This is a genomic window from Streptomyces sp. NPDC028635 (assembly GCF_040637635.1).
Taxonomy (GTDB): Bacteria; Actinomycetota; Actinomycetes; order Streptomycetales; family Streptomycetaceae; genus Streptomyces.
The window spans coordinates 1-22,058 of record NZ_JBEZWX010000034.1; the positions used below are offsets into that span (position 1 = coordinate 1).

26 protein-coding genes are annotated in these 22,058 nt (G+C 72.4%); 7 read left to right on the plus strand and 19 right to left on the minus strand.

The window, feature by feature from the left end; genetic code table 11:
- The first annotated feature begins 142 nt into the window (after nucleotides 1-142).
- The 3 genes from AB0E88_RS27900 (at nucleotide 143) to AB0E88_RS27910 (ending at nucleotide 4,548) form a co-directional block, all read left to right on the plus strand.
- The gene (locus AB0E88_RS27900; protein ID WP_361635973.1) at nucleotides 143-955 is read left to right on the plus strand and encodes a class I SAM-dependent methyltransferase; all 813 of its coding nucleotides are present in this window, start codon (nucleotides 143-145) and stop codon (nucleotides 953-955) included.
- A 249-nt stretch (nucleotides 956-1,204) separates the two neighbouring features.
- Complete coding sequence (locus AB0E88_RS27905) at nucleotides 1,205-2,278, plus strand: NlpC/P60 family protein (RefSeq protein ID WP_361635976.1); 1,074 nt, start codon at nucleotides 1,205-1,207, stop codon at nucleotides 2,276-2,278.
- Nucleotides 2,279-3,225: 947 nt separating this feature from the next.
- Nucleotides 3,226-4,548 carry a SpoIIE family protein phosphatase gene (locus AB0E88_RS27910; protein ID WP_361635978.1) on the plus strand — a complete coding sequence of 441 codons (1,323 nt, stop codon included), beginning with the start codon at nucleotides 3,226-3,228 and terminating at the stop codon, nucleotides 4,546-4,548.
- 45 nt (nucleotides 4,549-4,593) lie between these two features.
- Here AB0E88_RS27910 and AB0E88_RS27915 read toward each other — a convergent pair whose 3' ends face one another.
- From AB0E88_RS27915 to AB0E88_RS27930, 4 genes are all read right to left on the minus strand, one after another.
- Nucleotides 4,594-4,926, minus strand: a complete 333-nt coding sequence (locus AB0E88_RS27915; protein ID WP_361636171.1) for a DUF2516 family protein — start codon at nucleotides 4,924-4,926, stop codon at nucleotides 4,594-4,596.
- 108 nt (nucleotides 4,927-5,034) lie between these two features.
- Nucleotides 5,035-5,631: a hypothetical protein gene (locus AB0E88_RS27920; protein WP_361635981.1), complete on the minus strand. Its 597-nt coding sequence runs from the start codon at nucleotides 5,629-5,631 to the stop codon at nucleotides 5,035-5,037.
- 78 nt (nucleotides 5,632-5,709) lie between these two features.
- On the minus strand, nucleotides 5,710-6,162 hold the full coding sequence (locus AB0E88_RS27925; RefSeq protein WP_361635984.1) for a helix-turn-helix transcriptional regulator: 453 nt from the start codon (nucleotides 6,160-6,162) through the stop codon (nucleotides 5,710-5,712).
- Between the two features lie 183 nt (nucleotides 6,163-6,345).
- Complete coding sequence (locus tag AB0E88_RS27930; protein WP_361635987.1) at nucleotides 6,346-6,690, minus strand: helix-turn-helix domain-containing protein; 345 nt, start codon at nucleotides 6,688-6,690, stop codon at nucleotides 6,346-6,348.
- Between the two features lie 48 nt (nucleotides 6,691-6,738).
- Between AB0E88_RS27930 and AB0E88_RS27935 the strand changes: the two genes are divergently transcribed.
- Nucleotides 6,739-7,635, plus strand: coding sequence for an NAD(P)-binding domain-containing protein (locus tag AB0E88_RS27935; protein WP_361635989.1), 897 nt, complete (start codon nucleotides 6,739-6,741; stop codon nucleotides 7,633-7,635).
- A gap of 112 nt (nucleotides 7,636-7,747) precedes the next feature.
- On the opposite strand, the gene AB0E88_RS27940 is transcribed toward AB0E88_RS27935, so the two are convergent.
- The 3 genes from AB0E88_RS27940 to AB0E88_RS27950 all read right to left on the minus strand — a co-directional run bounded on the left by AB0E88_RS27940 (nucleotide 7,748) and on the right by AB0E88_RS27950 (nucleotide 10,528).
- Nucleotides 7,748-8,839 carry an aminoglycoside phosphotransferase family protein gene (locus tag AB0E88_RS27940; protein WP_361635991.1) on the minus strand — a complete coding sequence of 364 codons (1,092 nt, stop codon included), beginning with the start codon at nucleotides 8,837-8,839 and terminating at the stop codon, nucleotides 7,748-7,750.
- Between the two features lie 67 nt (nucleotides 8,840-8,906).
- On the minus strand, nucleotides 8,907-9,656 hold the full coding sequence (locus AB0E88_RS27945) for an HAD family hydrolase (protein WP_361635994.1): 750 nt from the start codon (nucleotides 9,654-9,656) through the stop codon (nucleotides 8,907-8,909).
- Nucleotides 9,653-10,528 (minus strand): GntR family transcriptional regulator, encoded by an 876-nt coding sequence (locus AB0E88_RS27950; RefSeq protein WP_361635997.1) that lies wholly within the window; start codon nucleotides 10,526-10,528, stop codon nucleotides 9,653-9,655. The genes AB0E88_RS27945 and AB0E88_RS27950 overlap by 4 nt, the downstream gene beginning before the upstream one ends.
- A gap of 154 nt (nucleotides 10,529-10,682) precedes the next feature.
- On the opposite strand from AB0E88_RS27950, the gene AB0E88_RS27955 reads away from it, so the two are divergent.
- The gene (locus AB0E88_RS27955; protein WP_361636000.1) at nucleotides 10,683-10,877 is read left to right on the plus strand and encodes a hypothetical protein; all 195 of its coding nucleotides are present in this window, start codon (nucleotides 10,683-10,685) and stop codon (nucleotides 10,875-10,877) included.
- Nucleotides 10,878-11,233: 356 nt separating this feature from the next.
- On the opposite strand, the gene AB0E88_RS27960 is transcribed toward AB0E88_RS27955, so the two are convergent.
- Both AB0E88_RS27960 and AB0E88_RS27965 read right to left on the minus strand, forming a co-directional pair.
- A complete protein-coding gene (locus AB0E88_RS27960) occupies nucleotides 11,234-12,490 on the minus strand; it encodes a GNAT family N-acetyltransferase (RefSeq protein ID WP_361636003.1) in 1,257 nt (418 codons plus the stop codon).
- 243 nt (nucleotides 12,491-12,733) lie between these two features.
- On the minus strand, nucleotides 12,734-13,387 hold the full coding sequence (locus tag AB0E88_RS27965) for an aerial mycelium formation protein (protein ID WP_361636006.1): 654 nt from the start codon (nucleotides 13,385-13,387) through the stop codon (nucleotides 12,734-12,736).
- A gap of 178 nt (nucleotides 13,388-13,565) precedes the next feature.
- Here AB0E88_RS27965 and dtd point away from each other — a divergent pair, with 178 nt between their 5' ends.
- Nucleotides 13,566-13,991, plus strand: a complete 426-nt coding sequence (gene dtd / locus AB0E88_RS27970; protein WP_361636009.1) for a D-aminoacyl-tRNA deacylase — start codon at nucleotides 13,566-13,568, stop codon at nucleotides 13,989-13,991.
- A 7-nt stretch (nucleotides 13,992-13,998) separates the two neighbouring features.
- Here dtd and AB0E88_RS27975 read toward each other — a convergent pair whose 3' ends face one another.
- From AB0E88_RS27975 to AB0E88_RS28000, 6 genes are all read right to left on the minus strand, one after another.
- Nucleotides 13,999-14,964, minus strand: a complete 966-nt coding sequence (locus AB0E88_RS27975) for a folate-binding protein (protein WP_361636013.1) — start codon at nucleotides 14,962-14,964, stop codon at nucleotides 13,999-14,001.
- Nucleotides 14,965-14,980: 16 nt separating this feature from the next.
- Nucleotides 14,981-15,424, minus strand: coding sequence for a Fur family transcriptional regulator (locus AB0E88_RS27980; RefSeq protein WP_361636016.1), 444 nt, complete (start codon nucleotides 15,422-15,424; stop codon nucleotides 14,981-14,983).
- Nucleotides 15,425-15,467: 43 nt separating this feature from the next.
- Nucleotides 15,468-16,043: an FABP family protein gene (locus AB0E88_RS27985; protein ID WP_361636019.1), complete on the minus strand. Its 576-nt coding sequence runs from the start codon at nucleotides 16,041-16,043 to the stop codon at nucleotides 15,468-15,470.
- A gap of 305 nt (nucleotides 16,044-16,348) precedes the next feature.
- A complete protein-coding gene (locus AB0E88_RS27990) occupies nucleotides 16,349-17,227 on the minus strand; it encodes a hypothetical protein (protein ID WP_361636022.1) in 879 nt (292 codons plus the stop codon).
- Nucleotides 17,224-18,036 carry a hypothetical protein gene (locus AB0E88_RS27995; RefSeq protein WP_361636025.1) on the minus strand — a complete coding sequence of 271 codons (813 nt, stop codon included), beginning with the start codon at nucleotides 18,034-18,036 and terminating at the stop codon, nucleotides 17,224-17,226. The genes AB0E88_RS27990 and AB0E88_RS27995 overlap by 4 nt, the downstream gene beginning before the upstream one ends.
- A complete protein-coding gene (locus tag AB0E88_RS28000) occupies nucleotides 18,033-18,770 on the minus strand; it encodes a hypothetical protein (RefSeq protein WP_361636028.1) in 738 nt (245 codons plus the stop codon). The genes AB0E88_RS27995 and AB0E88_RS28000 overlap by 4 nt, the downstream gene beginning before the upstream one ends.
- A gap of 103 nt (nucleotides 18,771-18,873) precedes the next feature.
- Here AB0E88_RS28000 and AB0E88_RS28005 point away from each other — a divergent pair, with 103 nt between their 5' ends.
- Nucleotides 18,874-19,236 carry a DsrE family protein gene (locus tag AB0E88_RS28005; protein WP_361636030.1) on the plus strand — a complete coding sequence of 121 codons (363 nt, stop codon included), beginning with the start codon at nucleotides 18,874-18,876 and terminating at the stop codon, nucleotides 19,234-19,236.
- 28 nt (nucleotides 19,237-19,264) lie between these two features.
- Here the strand turns inward: AB0E88_RS28005 and AB0E88_RS28010 are convergent, their stop codons facing one another.
- From AB0E88_RS28010 to AB0E88_RS28025, 4 genes are all read right to left on the minus strand, one after another.
- Nucleotides 19,265-19,537: a DUF3099 domain-containing protein gene (locus tag AB0E88_RS28010; RefSeq protein ID WP_361636034.1), complete on the minus strand. Its 273-nt coding sequence runs from the start codon at nucleotides 19,535-19,537 to the stop codon at nucleotides 19,265-19,267.
- Nucleotides 19,538-19,693: 156 nt separating this feature from the next.
- Complete coding sequence (locus AB0E88_RS28015) at nucleotides 19,694-19,981, minus strand: DUF1416 domain-containing protein (RefSeq protein ID WP_361636037.1); 288 nt, start codon at nucleotides 19,979-19,981, stop codon at nucleotides 19,694-19,696.
- Between the two features lie 47 nt (nucleotides 19,982-20,028).
- On the minus strand, nucleotides 20,029-20,874 hold the full coding sequence (locus AB0E88_RS28020) for a sulfurtransferase (RefSeq protein ID WP_361636040.1): 846 nt from the start codon (nucleotides 20,872-20,874) through the stop codon (nucleotides 20,029-20,031).
- A 417-nt stretch (nucleotides 20,875-21,291) separates the two neighbouring features.
- Nucleotides 21,292-22,032 (minus strand): DUF2993 domain-containing protein, encoded by a 741-nt coding sequence (locus AB0E88_RS28025; protein WP_361636043.1) that lies wholly within the window; start codon nucleotides 22,030-22,032, stop codon nucleotides 21,292-21,294.
- Nucleotides 22,033-22,058 lie beyond the last annotated feature (26 nt).

Below are 22,058 nucleotides of genomic sequence, written 5' to 3' on the forward strand. Positions count from 1 at the left end.
CCGTCCTCGGTCCGGCCGGCCGTTCCCCGGTACGGCGCCCTGTGCCGGTGCCGGACGCTGCGGGCGGACACCCCCCACCCCGGCCCCTTGCCGCCGTACGCGCGTGCGGCTGCGCCGTGGTGCTCCGCATACCCTCGTGCGTATGAGTTCCCGTGCGTCGACCCGTCCCGTGGGATCCGTCACGCGGGGGACCACCAATCCGAATCGGTTGCGGCGGATGGATCGGTGGATCGCGGCCGTGCAGGGGGCCGAGCTGCGGCGGGCCGCGGAGCCCGTGGCGGTCGACCTGGGGTACGGGGCCGCGCCCTGGACGGCCGTGGAGCTGCTGACACGGCTGCGGACGGTCGCGCCACGCGTGCGTGTCGTCGGTGTGGAGATCGAGCCCGCCCGGGTCGCGGCGGCGCTGCCGTACGAGCGGGAGGGGCTGGTCTTCCGGCACGGCGGCTTCGAGGTGCCGGTGCCGGGGCGTCCCGCGCTGATCCGTGCCGCCAACGTGCTGCGGCAGTACGACGAGGGTGAGGTCGCCGGCGTGTGGCAGCGGCTGTGCGCGCGGCTCGCGCCGGCCGAGGGCGGCTTCGGCGGCGGGCTGCTGGTGGAGGGGACCTGCGACGAGATCGGACGCCGCCACGTGTGGGTCGCGCTCGGGCCGGAGGGGCCGCGCACGGTCACCTTCGCGACCCGGCTGGGCTCCCTGGAGCGTCCGTCGGATCTCGCGGAACGGCTGCCGAAGGCGCTCATCCACCGCAACGTTCCCGGTGAGCCGGTGCACGCCTTCCTGCGGGACTTCGACAGGGCCTGGGCGGCCGCCGCGCCCTACGCCTCCTACGGCGCCCGGCAGCGCTGGATCCGTGCGGTGCGCGACCTCACGGCCGACTGGCCGGTCGTGGACGGGCCGGTGCGGTGGCGGCAGGGCGAAGTCACCGTGACCTGGGCGGCCTTGGCCCCTCGCCACTGATGCAGCGTCTTCGACCAGCGGTTTCCTTGGGACGTGTCACTTGATCGGGTGAGTGTGGCGGTGGGTGGAACGATCTCCGGGGGCCGTACGTCGAACGGGCAGAGAGATCGTCTCGGACGGCTGGGGGGCCGGGCCGGGCGGGAGCGGGGGGCCGGGAAGCACTGCCTCTGTCGCTTTTCGCACGGGCATGGCACGATCCCTCCGGCACCGATAAGTTACTGACGGTAAATCAGGTATGGGGGATGAGGTATGGCAGCGGGCAAGCGCAGCCTGATCGCGGCGGCAGTGACCGTGGTCTGCGCCGTCACCGTGCTGGCGGCACCGGGCATGGCCTTCGCGGCCCCCTCCCCCACCCCGACACCCTCCACGTCGCCGGTCGTTCCCGCGAACAAGGACCTGGAGGCCGTCCGCCAGCGGCTCGAGAAGCTCTACCACGACGCGGCCGTCGCCACCGACGCCTACAACGCCGCGGAGGAGAAGTCGCAGCAGCAGTCCGCGCAGATCGTCGAGCTCACCAAGCAGATCGCCCAAGGGCAGCAGCGCCTCGACCGGTTGAAGGACCGCGCCGGCGCAGCCGCCCGCGCCCAGTACCGCACGGGCGGGCTGCCGACCGAGGCCCAGCTGGTGCTCAGCGACGACCCGCAGCAGTTCCTCGACGGCACCGGGCTGCTTCTCCAGGGCCAGCGGGCCACCAAGGGCCTGCTCGGAGAACTGGCCCGTACGCAGGAGGACTTGAAGCAGTACACCGCAGACGCCTCCGAACGCTGGCGCCAGCTGGAGGCGAACCGGAAGGCCAAGGAGACGGCCAAGCAGAAGATCACCCAGCAGATCGCCGAGGCCGAGAAGCTCGAGTCCCAGCTGGAGGCGAAGGAGAAGGCGCGCCTGGCCGAGCTGGAGCGGCAGGCCGCGGCCAAGGCGCAGACCGCCTGGCTGGACACCGGGATACTCAAGGACGTCAAGGCCGACGCGAGTGAGCGGGGCCGGCAGGCCGTGGCCTTCGCGACGGCCCAGATCGGCAAGCCTTACGAATGGGGCGCCGAGGGCCCGCGGACCTTCGACTGCTCCGGGCTGACGTCGCAGGCCTGGGCACACGCCGGGCAGCCCATCCCGCGGACCTCGCAGGAGCAGTGGGCCCAGCTGAAGCATGTCGACATCAAGGACATGCGGCCCGGCGACCTCATCATCTACTTCGACGACGCCAGCCATGTCGGGATGTACGTCGGCGACGGCACGATCGTGCACGCCCCGCGCCCGGGGCGCACGGTGACCCTCACCGGCGCGGGGACGATGCCCATCCTGGGCGTCGTGCGGCCAGACATGTAGGCGTCTCGTGGGGCACGCCGCCGTGGACACGGGGAACGCCGCCCGTGCGGCCGCCTCGCGCTCGAGCGCGCGAGCGTCGGGCCGGGCCCGTCGGGCGGTTGACGCCCGGGCGGGCGAGCGTGGCGGGAGGTCCGTGGGTGGTTGACGCCGGGCGGGCGAGCGTGGGGGAAGGGCCGTGGGGCGGCTGACGCCCGGCCCGGCGCGCGTGGCGCAAGGGTCGTGGGTGGTTGACTCCCCGGCGGCGCGCGTGGCGCAAGAGTCGTGGGGCGGCTGACGCCCGGGCCGGCGCGCGTGGCGCAAGGGTCGTGGGGCGGCTGACGCCCGGGCCGGCGCGCGCGTGCGCAGGGCCACCGGGAGGCCGAGGCGTGCGGGTGTGGCGGCGCAGGACCCCCTCAGTGGCTGACGCCCGGGGCCGCGAGCGTGCGCAGGGCTGCCCGGGCGTCGAGGCCCGCGGGCGTGGCGGCGCAGCCCCGGGGCCGCGACACCGGGGCGCCCGAGCGGGACGCCGCCCCCGGGCGATGGGCTCGCAGGCTCCTGCGCAGGAACCCCCGAGCCCCTGCGCAGCGGGCCGGGGGCAGGGCCCCCGGACAGCCGGCTTCCGGTCGCGGCGGCGCGTTCCGCGTCTCGTCGGGTGGGCTCGGTCAACGCCCCTCGCTCGTCTGCGTGACCCACCGCACGGGCGCCCAACACCCCTGTAAGGCACGTCACGTGAGCCACGGCACGTGGATCAAGGGGCCTGGGCGCCGCCGACGTGACGTTCGTCATCCCCTTTGCGCGTCCCGCCTGTCCAACTGCGGTACGGAACGCGGCATATGACGGTGGTCTTCGGCCGAGCGACGTGCCTCACACCATTCCTTTACCGCGCTCCCACCCGCTATGGTCCCCGTCGGTGGATCGAGGACCCTCGCCCCACCATGCCCTCGGGGGGAGGGAAGGAACCCAAGACAATGCCCGTACCCGTACCGCGGCCCAGGGCGATCCCGGCCGTGGAGAGTGGTCAGGCGCCGGCCGTCCGTCGAGGCGGCCCCTCCAAGGAAGAGACCCCGCGCAAGGAAGCCACGGTCGTCGACAACGCCGCCACCACCCACCACAACCTCACACTGCTGCTGATCGAGGACGATCCCGGCGGTTCGCCGATCGTGCCCGATCTGATCGACTCGGCCGGCAAGCCGATCCGCGTGCGCACCGCCCGCAACCTCACCGAGGCCGAGCGGCTGCTCACCGACGACGTCCACTGCATCCTGCTGGACCTCGCCCTGCCGGCGCCCGGCAGGACCGCCGACGCCGGCGGTGACCACGACGAGCTCGCCGTGCTCAAGCACGTGCTGGAGCTCGCGCCCCGGCACGCCGTGCTCGCGCTGACCTCCTCCAGCGACGCCGAGCGCGGCGCCGAGGCCGTGCGCGTCGGCGCGCAGGACTACCTGTTCCGCGACGAGCTGGACGGGCGGCTGCTGAGCCGCGCGATCCGCTACGCCGTCGAGCGCAAGCGGTCCGACACGGCCGAGCGCAAGCTCGCCGAGGGAAGGCTGCGCGCCCAGGAGAACCGCCGGCTGGAGCGGGGCCTGCTGCCCACGCCGCTGCTGGACGGCTCCTCGCTGCGCTTCGCCGCCCGCTACCGCCCCGGCCGCTCGCGCGCGCTGCTCGGCGGGGACTTCTACGACACCGTCCGCACCCCGGACGGCACCGTGCACGCGATGATCGGCGACGTCTGCGGGCACGGCCCGGACGAGGCGGCGCTCGGCGTGGAGCTGCGCATCGCCTGGCGGGCGCTGACCCTGGCCGGGCTGTGCGGTGACGAGCTGCTCGGCACGCTGCAGGAGGTGCTGGAGCACGAGCGCGGCGACGACGAGATCTTCGCCACGCTGTGCACGGTGGACATCACCCCGGACGGCCGCCGCGCCGGCCTCTGCCTGGCCGGCCACCCGTCCCCGCTGCTGCTGCGCCCCGGCGCCCGGCCGCGGCTCCTGCCGTACGACAACAACGGGCCCGCGCTCGGTCTGCTGCCGGGTGCGCGCTGGCCCCGGATGCATGTGGACCTGGGCGCCGAGTGGAGCCTGATGCTCTACACCGACGGCCTGATCGAGGGCCGTATCGGCGAGGGCCGGGAGCGGCTCGGCCAGGACGGCATGGTCGACATGGTCGCCCGCCGCTACGCCGAGGGCCTGCGTGGTGAGGACCTGATCCAGAGGGCGGTCACGGAGGCCCGGGAACTGAACGGCGGCGAGCTGACCGACGACGTGGCGGTGGTCCTGCTGGACCGCCTCTCCTGAGGCAGCCCCGCCCGCGCTCCCGGGCCACCGCCCCCGGCGCGGGGGCTACCGCCCGCCGTTCCACGGGCCGTACGGGCCGTCGCTGCTGGAGCCGCGGCCCCGGCGGCGGGGGCTGACCTGCGCGAGGGCGGGGCGCACGTCGACGAAGAAGACGATGGACGCGACGAGCCCGGCGAGCTGGAGGAACAGCATCGGGACCAGCAGGTTCACCGCGACGGCCACGCCGAGGATGATCAGCCAGAAGCCCTTGTTCTGCTTGTCGGCGGCGCGGTAGGCGTCCTCACGGAACAGCGCGGCCATCACGAAGGCCACGACAGCCATCGCCAGCATCGCGAGGTACAGCAACCACATGAACCCCGCGAAACCCTGCATCAGCACAACGTCCACCACCCGACTCGGCTCGTCGATACGCGGTCACCGTACCCGTAGAACGGGCCGGACACCCCCAGGGTGCCCGGCCCGCGGAACTGCCGCCCGTGACGCCGCTTACTCGGCGGCGGGGGTCGTCTTCTTCGTGGTGGTGGTCTTCTTGGCGGGCGGGGCCTTGCGGACCGCCGCCTTCTTCGCGCCCGGCTCCTCGGCCGGCGAGGCGACCGGCGTCTCGGCCGGCTTGACCTCGACCGGCTCGGGGTTCGGCTCGACGGCCACGGCGAGGTCCACGACCTCGTCGGCGGCCTGGCCGCGCCAGGTCCGCACGGCCTGCTCGCCGTGCTCGGCGACCTTCTCGTAGGCCTCGCGGGCCTTCACGGCGTACTCGGCGGCCACGCCGACGCCGCGCAGGGCGAAGTCCTGGGCGCTCTCGCCGATCTTCTTCAGGTCGCCGTCGAGGGAGCCGATGAACTCGGTGACCTTGGTCTGGAGGGTCTCCTGCGTCTCCTTGACCCGGGCGGTGGCCCGCTCCTGGACGACCTTGGGGTCGGTGTTGCGGACGGCCTCGAAGCGGGCCGGCGCCTGCTCGCGCAGCTGCTCGACCAGGGCCGGCACCTTCTTGGCCTGCTGCAGCGCCAGGTCGGCGGTGCCGGCGGCGAAGTAGAGCGGGGTCGGGTCGCTGAGGGTCTTGCGCAGGTCGTCGGTGATGGCCATGGTGAGGGTCCTCCCGGAATTCTTTCGGATGAGGGTCTGTGGGGTCCGCAGCCGGCGGCCGGGTGTTCCCTGGTCCGGTCAACCGGCCGTCTGCTGCGGTCCCGCGTCGTGTCCGCCGACCGTGCGGGGGTCGTGTACGGCGGCGTCGCCCTGGTCGGCCTGCTCGGCGCCGTCGGGGCCGCCGAACCCGTTCTCCTTGCGGAACGACTCGTAGATCTGCAGCAGCACCTGCTTCTGCTTCTCGTTGAGCGAGGGGTCGGCGAGGAGGACCGCGCGGGTCTCGACCTCGTCCCGGTCCCGTTCCGCGTCGAGGATGCCGGCGCGCACGTACAGCGTCTCGGCGGAGATCCGCAGGGCCTTGGCGACCTGCTGGAGCACCTCCGCGCTGGGCTTGCGCAGCCCGCGCTCGATCTGGCTCAGGTACGGATTGGACACCCCGGCGGCCTCCGCGAGCTGCCTGAGCGACAGCTGCGCGGTGCGCCGCTGTTCGCGCAGGTACTCACCGAGATTGCCGACGTTGAGCGATGCCATGCCTCCACCATGCCGCACCGCGCTAACTATTGCAAGCAACTGCTTGCAAGCGTGTAACGCGCGTCGGGGCCGCGGAGCCGTGCCGCGCGGGTACCCACGGGAGGGCGCGGCGTGGAGCGCGACACCCACTTTTTTGTGGGGACTTGGCAGCACGGCCCGCTCCCCCGAGGCTGAACGACGTGATCAGCGGGCCTCCGCGAGCCGGTCCAGGCGGCGGTGGCCCCAGGTGGAGAGGGGGGTCAGCGCCTCGGCGAGCTCACGGCCGGCGGCGGTCAGGACGTACTCGGTCTTCGGCGGCAGGACGTCGTGGACCTCGCGGTGGACAAGACCGTCCTCCGTCATCTCGCGCAGCGCCTGGGTCAGCACCTTCTCGGTCAGGCCCGGCAGCCGGCGCCGCAGCTCTCCGGGACGCCGCGGGCCGGACTCCAGCAACCACAGCAGCGACGACTTCCACTTGCCGTCGATCACGGCGAGCGCGGCGTTCACTCCGCAGGACTGCTGCTGCGGCACCGTCCGTTTGCTGGTCATCTTCCCCCCTTGTCATGAAGTACCCATTGTCGATCAGGGAGTTGAGCCATGTCCACGCACGCCCGGCACCACCAGCCGGCCACCGTCACCGTCCTCGGCCTGGGACCGATGGGGCAGGCGCTCGCCGGCGCCTTCCTCGACGCCGGCATCGCCACCACCGTGTGGAACCGCACCCCCGGCCGCGAGGCCGGACTGCCCGGCCGGGGAGCGCGGGTCGCCGGCAGCGCACGGGAAGCGGTCGCCGCGAGCACGCTGACCGTCGTCTGCGTGGTGAACTACGACGCCTCCGACGCGGTCCTGCGCGACGAGGAGGTCACGGCCGCCCTCAAGGGCCGTACCGTCGTGAACCTCTCCGCGGACACCCCGGCGCGGGCCCGGGACACCGCCGCCTGGGCCGAGCGGCACGGCATCCGCTATCTGGACGGCGCGATCATGACCCCGGCACCGAGCATCGGCACCCCGGACGCGGTGTTCCTGCACAGCGGGCCGCGCGAGGTGTACAACGCGTGCCGGCCGGTGCTGGCGGCGCTCGGCGGCACGCACACCCACCTCGGGGAGGAGCCGAGCCGGGCCGCCGCCTACGACATCGCGCTGCTGGACGTCTTCTGGACCGCGATGGCGGGGTACGCGCACGCGCTGGCCGTGGCCCGGGCGGAGGGCGTCAGCGGGCGGGAGCTGGCGCCGTTCGCGCAGGGCATCGCGACGATCCTGCCGCCGCTGTTCGAGGAGTTCGCCGAAGACGCGGACGACGGCACCTACTCGGGCGGGATCAACCCGATCACCTCGGCCGCCTCCACGATGGCCCACGTCGTGCACGCCTCCGAGGACCACGGCATCGACGCGAGCCTGATGCGGGTGATCGAGGGCCAGGCCCGGCGCGTCATCGCCCGGGGCCACGGCGGCGACGGCTTCATCCGCGTGACGGATCTGCTCTCGCGGGGCTGACGCGGGCCACACCCAGGGGTGGCGGCCCAGCCCTGCCGGGGCGCAGCCCGCGCCCCCACGGGTGGCGGACGCAGTCCTGCGGGGCGCAGACCGCGCCCCACGGGTGGCGGCCTCAGTCCCGCCCGTGTCCCCGGTGCCAGTCCCGGAGCGCTTCGGTGATCCCCGGTTCGCCGGGTACGTCCATCAGGCGCAGGGGTTCGCGGGCGCGGCCCAGGGCGCGGCCGATGCGGTGGGCGGCGGTGCGCAGGTCGTCCGCGGTGGCGTCGGGGGGCAGGGCGAGGGCGGCGCGCAGGACGTCGGGGTAGACCGACTGCGCGTACTCGAAGGCCAGATAGATGCCCAGGTCGTCGTGGAGCCCGGCGGTCAGGTCCGGCCGGTCGGCCGCGGTCATCGCTTCGGCCCACAGCGCCGTCATCCGGGCCTGCTCCTCCTTGTCGTAGCCCATGCGGACGACGTGGGTCGCCAGGTCGTGCAGGGGGTCGCCGAACGACGCGAGTTCCCAGTCGATGACGGTGATCCGGTTGCGGCGGACCACGACGTTGGCCCGGTGGACGTCGGTGTGCAGCAGCACGAAGGGGCGCCGGGCGAGCCGGTGCCGCCCGTGCGCGAAGCGGGTCATGGCGTCCTCGGGGATGCCGAGGGCGTCGAAGAGGGCGCCGAAGCGGTCGCGGTGGGGCCGGTGGACGCGCTCCTCGGTGAACGCGGCGAGCCGGCGCAGGAAGCCGTCCCCGTCGCCGTCGGCCGGCCAGTTCGCGGGCAGCGGGAGCAGCCGCCCGGCCGGGATCCGGGTGAGGCGGGCGAAGAACCGGGCGAACTGCCGCATCAGGTCCTCGCCGACACGGCCGCGCGGGTTGCGTTCGCTGAGCACGGTGCCGCGGCGGTAGGCGTGCAGGGAGTGGTCGCCGTCCAGGACGGCCAGGCAGCGCGGCACCTCCGGCAGATACCGGCAGACCACGCGCAGCACGTCACCCTCGCGCGGCCACAGACGCGGCACCACCTCGACGGTCTCGCGCGGCACCCGGTACTTCAGCGGTGCGAACGGCACCGTGCCGAGCAGGAGCGCGGGCACGACGCCGCACCGCAGGACGTGGTTGGTGTTGTGGTGGCCGCTGAGCGTCTCGCCCCGGCCGCGCACGGCCCGCTCGATGTGGCGTTGCAGCAGGGCCGTGCGTGTTTCCCGGGCCGGCCGGGACAGAGGGGGCATGGCGGCAGAGGGTAGTGGCCGGCGGCCGCCCCGGCGGGGACGACCGCCCCGGCAGCGCCCGTTCGGGTCAGCCGCCGGCGCGGGCGGACGCCCGGACCGCGGTCAGCAGCGGTTGCAGCGAGCCGATCATCCGGCTGACGCCCGCCTCGGTCAGCAGGTGCGCCTTGCAGGCGTTGCGGGCGTAGCCGAGGAAGGGCACGCCGGCGGCGGTGGCGGCGTCGTGGTCGGAGGGGGAGTCGCCGATCATCAGGGCGTCGCCGGGGGCGGCGCCCAGGGCGTCCAGGGCGCGGTCGAGGCTGTGCGGGTGCGGCTTGAGCAGGCGCAGGTCCCGGGTGCGGCCGTAGACGTGGGGGGCGAAGCAGGGCAGCAGGCCGCGGCCGGCGAGGTAGGAGGTGACCGCCCGGGGCGAGTTGTTGCTGGTGACGGCCATGCGTGAGCCCACGGCCGTCCAGGTGCGGACGAGCGGGTCGGCCCAGGGGGTCGGCATCGCCGACGCGGCGGCCGTCAGCTCCTCCTGGGTGAGGCACTCCTCGAGGTCCGCGACCAGGTCGCCGCCGGGGTGGCGGCGGTCCACCGCGCGGAGCACGACATGCGGGTCGGACGAGGCGCGTTCGGCGTCGTCGAGCAGGCCGCCGATGCCCTGCCGCGCCAGCCGGCCGACCAGTTCGTCCGCCACCTCCCGGGCGGGGTGGGAGGCGAAGAGCCGGCACAGCGGCCCGTCGAAGTCCCACAGCACCACCTGCGCCCGGGCGACCGTGTCACGCAGCCATCCGGTCTCTTCCGGCTTCGCTTCCGTCTGCGTCGTGTCAGAAGTCACGAGGAGAGTGTCAGGTCCCGGGTGATGGTTTCCCAGAGGGCGTCGAACCACTTCTGGGATTCCTCCACGAACGCCGCGTCGCGCCGGCCGCTGCCGCGGTGGAAGGAGAACAGCAGGGACTTCGAGCCCAGCGCGTCGTACATGTCGAGCATCTGGCCCACGTACTCCTCCTCGCGGCGGGTCAGGACGTAGTAGCCCATCAGCGCTTCCTCCGCGTTGAGCAGGTACAGCTTCACCGGCGGGGTGAAGGTCAGGGCGCGGAAGGTGACGTGGACGTCGATGCCGTGCGTGGCGCGCAGGGCGTGCAGGTTGTGCCGGAGCACCTGGCCCTGGGCGTTGCGCATGGCCAGCCAGCGCTGGTGCACGGAGTCGTCGTCGCCCTCGACGGCGACGGGGAAGGCGAGGGTGATGTCCCGGGAGGGCAGCAGGACGCGGACGTCGATCGACTGCGGATGGATGCGGCCCTCGTGGATCAGGCGCAGCGGCTCGGCGAGGGCGAGCATGAACGTCTCGGCGGTGTGGGAGAGCACGTCGATGCGGACGTGGGGTGCGGCGAACGCCTCGACCAGCCGGGGCGCCAGGCCCACCATGGTCGGCTGCGGCTCCTCCGAGGCCACGGGAGGTTCGGCGATCCGTGGCGGGCTGCCCTTGCTGACGTTGGTCAGCAGGCCGTCCTCCTGCAGCGCGCGCAGGGCCTGGCGTACGGTGCCGCGCTCGACCCCGAACTCCTCCGCCAGCTCGGCCTGGGTGGGCAGGCGGTCGCCCGCCTTGAGGTCGCCGCTGCGGATGCGTTCACGCAGCGTGTCGGCGATCTCCTGGGGCGTGGACCGTCGGCTGCCGTTCACTGCCACGTTCTCCTGGGTCACGACCAAACGCTACAACTCCAATCCATCTGACGGGAGTTGTCGGAAACCTGTTTATGAGTAGCTGCCAAGTGGGGACAACTCTATCAAAGTTGGTTGCCAACTTCCCCAAGTTGGCGGAGGGTTTGCCTCCGCCGGCCGGCCGTCCGAAGGGGGAACCACCATGCCCGTCCTCACCCTCCTGTGCGCCGTCTTCGCGGTCGGCGTCGAACAGACCATCCAGTGGCGCTACGGCACCGCGGGAGCCGTCGGCCTGGTCCTGCTCAGCGTCGGCATCAAGGCCCGCAGGCCGGCCCTCAGCTCGGCCGGCGCCGTGGTGCTCGCGCTGCTGGTCGCCGGCCCCGCGCTCACCTCGTGAGCACCGGTTCGTGCCGCCCCGCGCGGATCAGCCGCAGCGGCTTGCCGAGGGCCCACAACTTCCCGCCATCTTGCGACAGTTACCGGGCCGATGGTTATGAACCCCTCCCAAGTGGAGATGAGTACAGTGAAGTTGGCGGCCAACTTGGCCCACATGGTCAGAACATTCAGGGGTTGGCCGCACCCGTTCCGTCCAGTCGACCGAGCGGGCTCCCCTCCGGAGGGGAGCCGGGAGCCCGACCGGTCAGCACCGCCGCACCACTCACCATCACCACCACAGTCACAGTCACAGTCACAACTGAACAGCTCGCTACGGATGCAGCGCGCGGTCACGTCGCCGGCAGGAAGGAGCAGACCTCAGAACACGTCCGGGCACCACGGCCGCCGGGACGTACGCAGCAGGGCGTCGGCCACCTGGGCGGCGCCCGCTCGTTCTTCCCGGACCCGGCCCAGCGCCGCCAGCCGCACCGCCGACGCGTCCCCCAGCCACAGCGAGCCCAACTCGCCCACGCCCAGTGTGAGATCGGCCGCCAGCGAGGTCGGCTCCACCGACACGCCCTGCGGGGAGGCGTCCAGCAGATACCGGCCGCCCGCCAACCCCTGCCGGTCGACGACATCGAGCACCAGCGCGCCGGTGCCCTCGTAGGTGCGCGCCCGAAGCGCCTGCGCGACGTCCAGCAGCCGCACCCACATCCAGTCCGCCTGCGTGGTGATCGCGGCCGCGCGCGGGTCGGGCAGCAGATCCGGCAGCAGGTCGTCGGGGGCCCGGCTGCCGCTCTTGACCTTCACGATCCAGTCGATGGAGCACAGATAGCGCCACAGCGCGCGTTCGGCGGCCGGGGTCGTCGCGATCAGCCGCCGCACCGTCGCCGTGTTCAGCGGCTGCTTGGCGTCCCCCCAGGTCTCGTCGCACTCGTACGTCACCAGGCCCTCGACCTCTCCGCCCGAGGAGCGGTAGACGGCGTAGAAGGGCTCCTTCCACGTGGCGTGGAAGCGCACCGCGCCCGTGTGCAGCTGCCACCACAGCTCGCCCCGGCTGACGACACCCGGCCGGATGCGGCGCAGCCGCTCGTGCAGCTCGGGGCCGAGCTTGCGGACGTCCTCGCCGTCCACGAGGTCGATACGGCCGCCGTCGTCCGGGCCCGCCCAGCGCGGGTCCAGCCCGGCGCGCGGCACGTCGATCGTCCACTCGGCGGTCGTGGTGGCCGCGCCGAAGCCGTACCGGCCGTAGATCGGGTACTCGGCGGCGATCAGCGTCGCCACGACGTCACCGCGCTCCTTCGCGGCCGCCAGGTCCCGGTTCATCATCCGGGTGAGCAGGCCGCGCCGGCGGTGGGTGGGGCTGACGGTGACGTTGGAGATCGCGTCGGCCCGCACCGGCGCACCGCCGACGGCCGTGACCTCCTGCTCGAAGGACCGGAAGGTGGCCACGCAGCGGCCGGCGTCGAACGCCCCCAGCAGCCGCCCCGGCACGAACTGCCGCCGCCGCGCCTCGAGGATCTCCGATGTGATGTCCGGCGCGGTCAGGAACCCGGTGTCCAGGGCCCGTTGCCAGTCGGCGAACTCGTCGTCGGTGATCGCCCGTACGTCGATGTCGGAGCTGCGGTGGGTCATGAGGCCCACGGTAGGTGTGCGGCGCTCGAGGTGTCGCGCGGTTTTCCCGGCCCCCCGGCAGCCGACCACCCAGCACTCCGGCACCCCGGCCCCGGCAGCCCGGCAGCCGGCACTCCGGCACACCGCCAGTCGGCGCCCCGGCACCCCGGGAGCCCGCCCGGCACCGGTCCCCCGCCGGCCGCGTGCCGTGTCCCGGGCGGACCGGCCGGGCTCCCGCCCCGGCGGGCCCGTACCGGCGGAACGTCACATCAGCAGATCGTCGACCTGCGCTTCCCCGTCACGGTAGCGGCGGGCGATCTCCGCGCTGCAGTCGTCCGCCGTGCGCTGGAGGCGGTGCCGGCGGCGCGAGACCTGCTGCTCGTAGCGCACCAGGCGGGCCATGGCCTCGTTCAGTTCCTCGTCGGTGCGGGCCCCCAGGTCCGACAGCTCGACCTCGGCGAGCATCTCGGCCGCCAGCAGCCCGTACTCCTCGTTGTGCGGGGTGCCCACCGTGACGTGACGGGCGGAGGAGCGGTGCCGGGCCGGGGCGTCGGTGAGGATCTCCGGGAGCCGCTCGACGACGGACGGCTCGCCGACGGCGACCACTGTCGCGGGGGCGCGCCGCAGCAGCTCCGCGCGCAGGATGTCGATCCGCCCCTGCAGCAGCCGCCGTACATAGCTGAGGTCCGCCTCGTCGCGCTGGGCGTCACGGCGCAGGGTGCGCAGCTCCGGCAGGCTCAGCGGGGTCAGGTCCCCTTCGGGGGGCCCGGCCGGCAGCCGCGGTCCCTCGGTCTCGCCCTCGGCGCACGGCGCGTCCGGGTCGCCGGTGCGTTGTGCGGGCGGGCGCGGGGCCGTGGTCCTCGCCCCGCGCGCGGGTGCGACAGCCCCGGGCGGCTGCCCGGTACTCGGTGTGCTCATGTGCCTCAACCGTCCCCTCGACCGGCGTGTGCCAGCATCGTGCCACCCCGCGTGGCCGCTGTGTGACCGAGTGCCCCCGAACGGCCCCACATGGCGGGACACGGACCAAAAACAAGCCCCGTAAGGCCCCGCGGAGGCCCCCGCGGGGCGCGGCCGGGCGGCCCGGCATGATGGTCGTATGCGAGCAGTGGTGCAGAGGGTGGACGGTGCGAGCGTCGTCGTGGACGGCGAGACGGTGGGCGAGATCAAGGGCGAGGGGCTGTGCGTCCTCGTCGGCGTCACCCACGACGACACCGAGGAGAAGGCGGCCCAGCTGGCCCGCAAGCTGTGGAGCGTGCGGATGCTGCACGACGAGAAGTCGTGCAGCGACATCGACGCCCCGCTGCTCGTCATCAGCCAGTTCACGCTGTACGGCGACGCCCGCAAGGGCCGCCGCCCCACCTGGAACGCGGCGGCCCCCGGCGACGTCGCCGAACCGCTGGTGGACGAGGTGGTCGCCCGGCTGCGCTCGCTCGGCGCGACGGTGGCGACGGGCCGCTTCGGCGCGCAGATGCGGGTGTCGCTGACGAACGACGGCCCGTTCACCGTGCTCGTCGAGGTGTAGGCCCGGCCTACGGCTCGACGACGACCTCCTGGGCCGCCGCGGTCGCACCGGCGACGAGCGGGGCGTCCACCGGGACGTTCCGCTTGACCAGCGCCAGCGCGATGGGGCCCAGCTCGTGGTGGCGCACCGACGTCGTCACGAAGCCGATCCTGCGCCCGTCGGGGCCGTCCGCGGCGAGCCGGATCTCCGTGCCGGGGGTGGGCAGATGGACCTCGCTGCCGTCCAGGTGCAGGAAGACCAGCCGGCGCGGCGGCTTGCCGAGGTTCTGCACCCGGGCGACGGTCTCCTGACCGCGGTAGCAGCCCTTCTGGAGGTGCACGGCCGTGCCGAGCCAGCCCAGCTCGTGCGGGATCGTGCGGTGGTCGGTCTCGAACCCGAGGCGGGGCCGGTGGTGCTCGACGCGCAGCGCCTCGTACGCGAGGATCCCGGCCGGCGGACCGGCCTGCCCGGCGAAGGACTCCAGCCGCTCCCGGGGCAGGAACAGATCACGGCCGTACGCCGTCTCGCGCACGACGACGCCCTCGGGGACCTCGGCGATGGACCCGGCGGGCAGGTGCACGACGGCGAAGTCGTCGGTGCGGTTCGCGACCTCCACCCGGTAGAAGAACTTCATCGACTCCAGGTACGCGATCAGCGCGTCCTCGGTGCCGGGCTCGACGTGGGCCCAGACGGTGGTGCCGTCGTCCACCAGGTACAGGGCGTGCTCGATGTGGCCGTGCGCGGACAGGATCAGGGCCTCGGTGGCCTCGCCCACGGGCAGCTCGCTGACGTGCTGGGTGAGCAGCAGGTGCAGCCAGCCGAGGCGGTCGTCACCGGTGACGGTGACGACACCGCGGTGCGAGAGGTCGACGAAACCGGTGCCGTCGGCGAGGGCGCGCTGCTCGCGGAACAGGTCGCCGTAGTGGGCGGCGACGCCTTCGTCCAGCCCCTCGGCGGGGACGGCGCCGGGCAGGGACAGCAGGGGGCTCTTCATGGCGTCAAGCCTACGACTAGGTACTTGAACCCTTGAGCTGCTGGTCCCCGGAGCAGTCCTTGCAGCGGCCGAAGATCGCGAAGTGCTTCATGTCGGTGTCGAAGCCGAACTGCTCGCGCAGCTTGGCGGTGAACTCGGCGGCCACCGACAGATCGGCCTCGATGACGTTGGTGCAGTCCCGGCAGACCAGGTGGATGTGGTGGTGCCGGTCGGCCAGGTGGTACGTGGGCGCCCCGTGCCCCAGGTGGGCGTGGCTGACCAGGCCCAGCTCCTCCAGCAGCTCCAGCGTGCGGTAGACGGTGGAAATGTTGACCCCCGACGCCGTCTTCCTCACTTCCGCGAGGATGTCGTCGGGGGTCGCGTGCTCGAGGGTGTCCACGGCTTCGAGGACAAGCTGCCGCTGCGGCGTCAGCCGGTAGCCGCGCTGCCGCAGGTCCGTCTTCCAGTCGGTGCTCACCACACCCACGAGTCTAGGACCACGGACGGCGGGACACCGGGGGCGGCTACTTGAAGAAGGCGATCCCGTCGTCCGGGAGGTCCTCCGGCAGGGCCTTCGCCCAGCGCTCGACCTCCTCGGGGGTGACGACCTTCTTCAGCTGGGCCGACATGTAGGGGCGCAGCTCGACCTCGGGGGTCTGCTTCTCGCCGACCCACATCAGGTCGCTCTTGACGTAGCCGTACAGGCGCTTGCCGCCGGTGTAGGGGCGGGAGGCGGCCGTACGCGCCACGGCGTCGGTGACCAGGTCGATCTGCGGCTTCTTGTCGGCCATCTCGCCGTACCAGACCTCGATGACGCCGTCGTCGCGGGTCATCGTGACCTCGACCTTGCGTTCGGCGTCGATCCGCCAGAAGCCGGACTCGGTCTCCAGCGGCCGCACCTTGTTGCCCTCCTTGTCGAGGACCCAGGTGCGGGAGTGGTACTCGAGGAAGTCCCGGCCGTCGTGGCTGAAGCTGACTTCCTGCCCGAAGTTGCACTTTTCCGAGCCGGGGAAGTCGTGCACGCCCGCGCCGGCCCAGTTGCCGAGCAGAAAGGCGAGCGGGACGAGGTCCTTGTGCAGGTCGGACGGGATCTCGATCATGAGCGACGGCTTTCCTGGTTCAGAGGGTCAGCGCTGGCCCTGGTACAGCTTCTTCACGGTCAGGTAGGCGAAGGCGAGGACGCCGACGCAGACCAGGACCAGCAGGGTTTCGAAGAAGATCTCCACGGGGTGCTCCTTGTGAGCGCAAGTGGGTGGTACGGGGCCGGGCCCCAGCTTACGCGGCCGGGGCCGGGCCCTCCTTGTGAGGTACCTCCTGACGGGCACCGGGCCGGGCCGCACACGGGTTCCGGGGGGCCGGCGCCCGCCTCGGCGGACGGCTCCGCCGGCCCGGCGACCCGGCTCCGTCAGCTCAGCAGCTGCCCCTGCAGGACGACCGTCTGCTGGAACGGCACGGCGGCCGCGCCGCCCTTGCGGGACTGGATCACGACGGCGAGGACGTCACCGGCGGCCAGATAGGCCTGGCGCACCTGCTCGGCACCGTAGGGCTGGGTCTCGGTGTACGCCTGCCGCGAGACCCCCTTCACCTCCGACTCCACCGGGAAGTCTTCGTCGTACACGGAGGCGGACGGCCCACGCAGCGCGTACGTCGGGCCACTGGACGTGGCGAGGCCGGGGAAGGCCTGGGCGGCCACGACCTCGGCGGTGTTGAACTGCAGCAGGTAGACGCGGGTACGCGTGCCGTCGGGAGTGGTCCAGCCACGTGCCGCGATGTGCCGCAGTCCCTGGTCGGCGAGCTTGGCGCCGATGTCCTTGTTCTTGGGCGCCTCGAATTCCCCGAGGAACGCCGGCGTCGGCAGCCAGCCGTCCGTGCCGCGCAGTGCTCTGTCCTCGGTGGCGCCTGCCGGCGCGGGCAGCAGCAGGGCGCGCAGGTCGGCGAAGTGGGAGCCGGCCTTGTTCCCCCCGGCGAGCGGACCGGGCTTCCCGGCAGGGAGCGGCGGCCTGATCAGCTCGGGGTAGTCCCAGCGACCGTCGGACGCGGTTGCCAGGCCGGGCAGCTCGGTGCGCTCCATCCGGGTGATGCCCGCTGCCGTGGCCGTCCCGACGGCTGCGCACACGACGACGGCGGCGGTCCAGCACAGAACCGCCCGCAGGACGCGCCGGTCACGGGGCGGGACAACGGAGGAAGCGGCGGAGGCGTCCACCTGTGCCGTCTCTTCACCGGCCACCTCCGCCATCTCTTCACCGGCCTGAGGCTGTTCCGTCAGCTCGCACTGCTCGGTCATACGGCCTCTCCCTGCCCGGCGATGCGGTCGAGCTGGTCGCCCAGCAGCGCCGCGACCTTCTTGCCTTCCAGCGGTTTCGCGCCCTCCGCCACGACGGTGACCAGCACGTCACCGGCGTAGGCCGAGCAGAACATGCCCTCGAGTTCCTCGTCGGTGTCCTTCGGGGTGAGGAAGCACTTGGCGTTCTTGTGTCCCTTGACGGCCGGTCCCGCCCGGTAGACGTCGAGGGCCTCCAAAAAGGCGCCCTGGAACCTGGCGATGTTCCGTACGTCGGCCGCGTTGCCCATCCGGGCCAGTTGGATCTGCACCGACGCGACACCCTCCATGTCGGCCTCCGCCGTGCCCACATCGACGTAGCTGCGCATCACCATGCCCTGGAGGCGCTGCTTGTCGATCTGCTCCTCCAGCCTTCGGCGCTGGGAACGGGGCAGCCCCCGCAGGGACTCCTTGCGCAGCGCCGTCGCCTGGGCGCCGCTGAGCTGTGCGTCGGCGCCGTACTGGCCGATGTCGGGGCCGCGGGACCAGGTGCCGCTCCCATAGGGGACGAGGAGGCCCGCGAGGCCCTGCTGCGCCGGGGCGGCGACCTTCGCCTCGGGTGTCTTCTCGGGGAACTCCCATACGGCCGCACCCGCCTGCCGGTTGGCGCCGCGCACGGTCATGACGGTCCAGCACACGCCGGACACGAGCGCGCCGGCCAGAACCAGCGAGCCGGCGACGACGGCGAGACGGCCGCGGCGCCTCTTCTCCCCTGGGTCTGAGGTGGGGGTGGGGGCAGGAATCGCCTGCGCCCCGGGTATTTCCTCAGTCACAGCCGCTCCAGCTGCCGCTTGGCCAGTTCCATGATCTTCGACTTGGAAACGGGCTTGGTGCCGTGCACCCAGATCTCCACGGCGATGTCGCCACGCCAGGCGCGCGCCTCCGCGGCGTATGCACCGCCGTCGGGGTGGTGGTAGACGTACGCCCTGCCCAGGTCGGTGCCCGGCAGCGGCCAGCCCTCGCTGTCGGCCTTCTGCTCCGCCCAGTAGAGCGCGCCGTCGGTGGAGCGTTCGGCGCCCACCGACTCCTCCTGGCGGAACTGGACGAGCCGGATGTCGACGACGTAGCCGGAACCGTCCCGCCAGCTGGTCACGGCGGCCCGCCGGAACTCGTCGGTGGCCATGCGGCCGAACGCGTCGCCCGGCTCGTCGAAGAACTCGGCGTACTGTCCGAGGCCCTGCCAGCCGTCCTGGGACTGCGACCAATCGTGCTGCTCGGCCCCGGCCGGCTTCTCCAGCAGCAGCTTGCGCAGGTCGCCGTCGGTCTTCACCTTGCGGTCCTGCGCGGCGGACAGCGGCGCGGGTGCCGGGCCGGTCGCCTGGCGCAGCACCGGCTGGGACAGCGACGGCAGCGCCGTCGGCTCGCGGTCGGCCTGGATGACGTAACCGACGCAGGTGCCGGCGACCAGGCCGAGCACCACGGCACCGGCGACGAGGAGCGCGGTGCGCCCGCGTCGGCGCCGCGCGACCGGTCTCTCCGCTGGATCTGGAACTTCCGTTTCTTCCACTACGTCCCCCCAAAGAACGTGAAGCGCGGCTTCCGCATCCGCGCCTCCCAGGAGACTCATGGTCATGCCAAGCAGTTGTAGGGCCGTTGATTACGATTCGGGCATGGCGAAGAAGCTCGTGATCAAGGTGACGGCGGGGGCCGACGCCCCGGAGCGCTGCTCACAGGCGTTCACCGTCGCGGCGGTGGCCGTGGCCAGCGGGGTGGAGGTGTCGGTGTGGCTGACCGGTGAGTCGGCCTGGTTCGCGCTGCCGGGGCGGGCCGCCGAGTTCGAGCTGCCGCACGCGGCTCCGCTGCCGGACCTGATCGACTCGATCCTGGCGGCCGGCAAGCTGACCCTGTGCACGCAGTGCGCGGCCCGGCGGGACATCACGGAGAAGGACGTCATCGAGGGCGTACGGATCGCGGGCGCGCAGGTGTTCGTGCAGGAGGCGCTGGGCGAGGAGACGCAGGCGCTCGTCTACTGACGACCGCCGGCGCCGCCCGGAGCCCGGCCTAGGGCCTGTCCTGGCGCGGGCGTTTCTTGCCGTCCAGCTCGTCCCACCACTCGTCGGACCTGGGGTCGCCGGAGGGGTCGTCCCACCAGCGGTCCTCGGGGCCGCGGCGGTTGGCGACCATCGCGGCGACCGGTGGGATGACCATGGCGAACACGCACATGCCCACCGCCGCCGGCACCGACCACAGGCGCACGAAGCCCCAGGCCATGACGAAAAGGAACAGGCAGGTTCCCATCATGGCGAAGTACACGTGACGTCGCCGTGCGTACATGCCTCCAGCGTAGATCCGGGACCCGTGGATCCGGACACGCCGATCAGGGCGCGCGAACCGGGCAGGTGAATCCGGACGACATCCGGGCACGCAGAAGGGCCGCACCCCAGGCGTCCAACCCGGGGGGTGCGGCCCTTCAGCCACTGACGGGGTACGTCAGACGGCGATGGCGACCTCGGCCAGCCCGCCCTGCTGGGCGACGACCGTGCGGTCGGCGCTGCCACCGGGCACGAGAGCGCGGAGGGTCCAGGTGCCTTCGGCCGCGTAGAAACGGAACTGTCCGGTGGCGGAGGTCGGGACCTCCGCGGTGAACTCACCGGTCGAGTCGAGCAGGCGCACGTAGCCCACCACCGGCTCGCCGTCGCGGGTCACCTGGCCCTGGATCGTGGTCTCGCCGGGCTTGATCGTCGAGGCGTCCGGGCCGCCGGCCTTCGCTCCGCACATGTCTGTCTCCTGAGGGGTCTGACCGGAAGGCCGGTCGGGTTGAGGGGTTACTTGCCGGCGCCGAGCTCGATCGGCACGCCCACGAGGGAGCCGTACTCGGTCCAGGAACCGTCGTAGTTCTTGACGTTCTCCTGGCCCAGCAGCTCGTGCAGGACGAACCAGGTGTGCGCGGAGCGCTCACCGATACGGCAGTAGGCGATGGTGTCCTTGGCGAGGTCCACGCCCTCGGCCTCGTACAGCTCCTTCAGCTCCGCGTCGGACTTGAAGGTGCCGTCGTCGTTGGCCGACTTCGACCACGGGATGTTCTTCGCGGACGGGACGTGGCCCGGACGCTGCGACTGCTCCTGCGGCAGGTGCGCGGGGGCGAGCAGCTTGCCGGAGAACTCGTCGGGCGAGCGGACGTCGACCAGGTTCTGGGTGCCGATGGCGGCGACGACCTCGTCACGGAAGGCGCGGATCGAGGCGTCCTGGGCCTTGGCCTTGTACTCGGTCTTGGCGCGCTCGGGGATCTCGTCGCCGGCGACCAGCTCGCGGGCGTCCAGCTCCCACTTCTTGCGGCCGCCGTCCAGGAGCTTGACGTCCTGGTGGCCGTAGAGCTTGAAGTACCAGTAGGCGTACGACGCGAACCAGTTGTTGTTGCCGCCGTAGAGGACGACGGTGTCGTCGTTGGCGATACCGCGCTCGGACAGCAGCTGCTCGAACTGCTCCTGGTTGACGAAGTCGCGGCGGACCGGGTCCTGCAGGTCCTGCTTCCAGTCGATGCGGATGGCGTTCTTGATGTGGTTCTTCTCGTACGCCGTGGTGTCCTCGTCGACCTCGACGATGACGACCTTGGGGTCGTCCAGGTGCTGCTCGACCCAGTCGGCGTCTACCAGGACGTCGCTGCGGCTCATGCTTCTCTCCTCCGGGGCAGGTACGGCGGGGGGTGCGACAGATCAGGGGGTGCGCAGGCCGAGGTGGCGGCGCACGGGTGCCCAGGGCTGGGCGGTGAGGGATGCGGAGGCCGCGCGGGCCGTCCGCTCAGAAGGTGCGACAGAGCATGGCGGCAACGCGGCACAGGTCCACTGCCCGCCGCTTCGTGAGATCCGCCTGTCGCTTCATGCGTCGATCGTAGGGACGGACAGGCGGGCATGTCACCGTCGTGTCGTATTCTGAGACGCGATCGTCCGCATTGCGGGATTTGAAGGGGGACGAGGCAGTCGCCGCACCGCCTCCGGCACGGCACGCGCCATGTGGACCCTGCCGGGTGGACAGGCATGTCTCACGCTTCGGACGCGCGTCCGGGTGAGCGGGCCGGCGACGGGGGTCTCCTACCCGGCCAGCTTGACGTCGGAACCCTTCACGCCGATCTCCACACCGTTCGACGCGGCGCGCACCGAGTCGACGGCGATGTCGCCCGGCAACTGGTCGATGACCTGCTGGAAGTCGGTGATCGCGCGCAGGCGGTTCTCGGCGACCGCGGCGGCGGCCAGCTTGGGCAGGGAGTCCGCGCGGACCTCGATCCGGCCGTTCACCACGGCCACGGAGCTGAGCACGGACACGGTCCGCTTGATCCCGAAGGCGGGGACACGGCCCTCCACGGCGACCTTGATCTTCCCGTTGCCGCCGTCGGAGAGGCCGACGACCCGGGCGGTGATGCCGGGGGCCACCTCGGTCGGCTCGGACTTGACGGTCTTCATCAGCTCGGCGTAGGGGATCGTCGCGGTGCCGGTCGCGTGGGCGGCGGTGGCGGAGCTGAAGTCGCCGGAGAACGAGACGCCCTTCATGTGCGCCTTCAGATCCTCGATCCGGATCGTCCGGCCGGCCTTGCCGGTGGCGGCCTGGTAGCTGTCGATCCCCACCTCGACGTCGTCCAGCTCACCGCCGGCGACCTGGGTGAGGAACGGAAAACCGTTGATGGACACGTCGGGCGTCTTCGCCAGTCCCTCGGCGTTGCGCACCCGGTCCGCCGCCTCGCTCTCCGCGAAGTGCACGGCGACCCGGTCCGCGACCACGAACAGCGCACCGAGCACCACGACGACGATCAGCAGTATGCGCACCCCGCGCGACATCCGAAGACTCCCCCACCTCGACGACC

Coding starts and splice junctions, on each gene's coding strand:
- AB0E88_RS27900 (WP_361635973.1), top strand. CDS start 143: ATGAGTTCCCGTGCGTCGACCCGTCCCGTGGGATCCGTCACGCGGGGG.
- AB0E88_RS27905 (WP_361635976.1), top strand. CDS start 1,205: ATGGCAGCGGGCAAGCGCAGCCTGATCGCGGCGGCAGTGACCGTGGTC.
- AB0E88_RS27910 (WP_361635978.1), top strand. CDS start 3,226: ATGCCCGTACCCGTACCGCGGCCCAGGGCGATCCCGGCCGTGGAGAGT.
- AB0E88_RS27920 (WP_361635981.1), bottom strand. CDS start 5,631: ATGGCCATCACCGACGACCTGCGCAAGACCCTCAGCGACCCGACCCCG.
- AB0E88_RS27925 (WP_361635984.1), bottom strand. CDS start 6,162: ATGGCATCGCTCAACGTCGGCAATCTCGGTGAGTACCTGCGCGAACAG.
- AB0E88_RS27930 (WP_361635987.1), bottom strand. CDS start 6,690: ATGACCAGCAAACGGACGGTGCCGCAGCAGCAGTCCTGCGGAGTGAAC.
- AB0E88_RS27935 (WP_361635989.1), top strand. CDS start 6,739: ATGTCCACGCACGCCCGGCACCACCAGCCGGCCACCGTCACCGTCCTC.
- AB0E88_RS27940 (WP_361635991.1), bottom strand. CDS start 8,839: ATGCCCCCTCTGTCCCGGCCGGCCCGGGAAACACGCACGGCCCTGCTG.
- AB0E88_RS27955 (WP_361636000.1), top strand. CDS start 10,683: ATGCCCGTCCTCACCCTCCTGTGCGCCGTCTTCGCGGTCGGCGTCGAA.
- AB0E88_RS27960 (WP_361636003.1), bottom strand. CDS start 12,490: ATGACCCACCGCAGCTCCGACATCGACGTACGGGCGATCACCGACGAC.
- AB0E88_RS27965 (WP_361636006.1), bottom strand. CDS start 13,387: ATGAGCACACCGAGTACCGGGCAGCCGCCCGGGGCTGTCGCACCCGCG.
- dtd (WP_361636009.1), top strand. CDS start 13,566: ATGCGAGCAGTGGTGCAGAGGGTGGACGGTGCGAGCGTCGTCGTGGAC.
- AB0E88_RS27975 (WP_361636013.1), bottom strand. CDS start 14,964: ATGAAGAGCCCCCTGCTGTCCCTGCCCGGCGCCGTCCCCGCCGAGGGG.
- AB0E88_RS27985 (WP_361636019.1), bottom strand. CDS start 16,043: ATGATCGAGATCCCGTCCGACCTGCACAAGGACCTCGTCCCGCTCGCC.
- AB0E88_RS27990 (WP_361636022.1), bottom strand. CDS start 17,227: ATGACCGAGCAGTGCGAGCTGACGGAACAGCCTCAGGCCGGTGAAGAG.
- AB0E88_RS28005 (WP_361636030.1), top strand. CDS start 18,874: ATGGCGAAGAAGCTCGTGATCAAGGTGACGGCGGGGGCCGACGCCCCG.
- AB0E88_RS28010 (WP_361636034.1), bottom strand. CDS start 19,537: ATGTACGCACGGCGACGTCACGTGTACTTCGCCATGATGGGAACCTGC.
- AB0E88_RS28015 (WP_361636037.1), bottom strand. CDS start 19,981: ATGTGCGGAGCGAAGGCCGGCGGCCCGGACGCCTCGACGATCAAGCCC.
- AB0E88_RS28020 (WP_361636040.1), bottom strand. CDS start 20,874: ATGAGCCGCAGCGACGTCCTGGTAGACGCCGACTGGGTCGAGCAGCAC.
- AB0E88_RS28025 (WP_361636043.1), bottom strand. CDS start 22,032: ATGTCGCGCGGGGTGCGCATACTGCTGATCGTCGTCGTGGTGCTCGGT.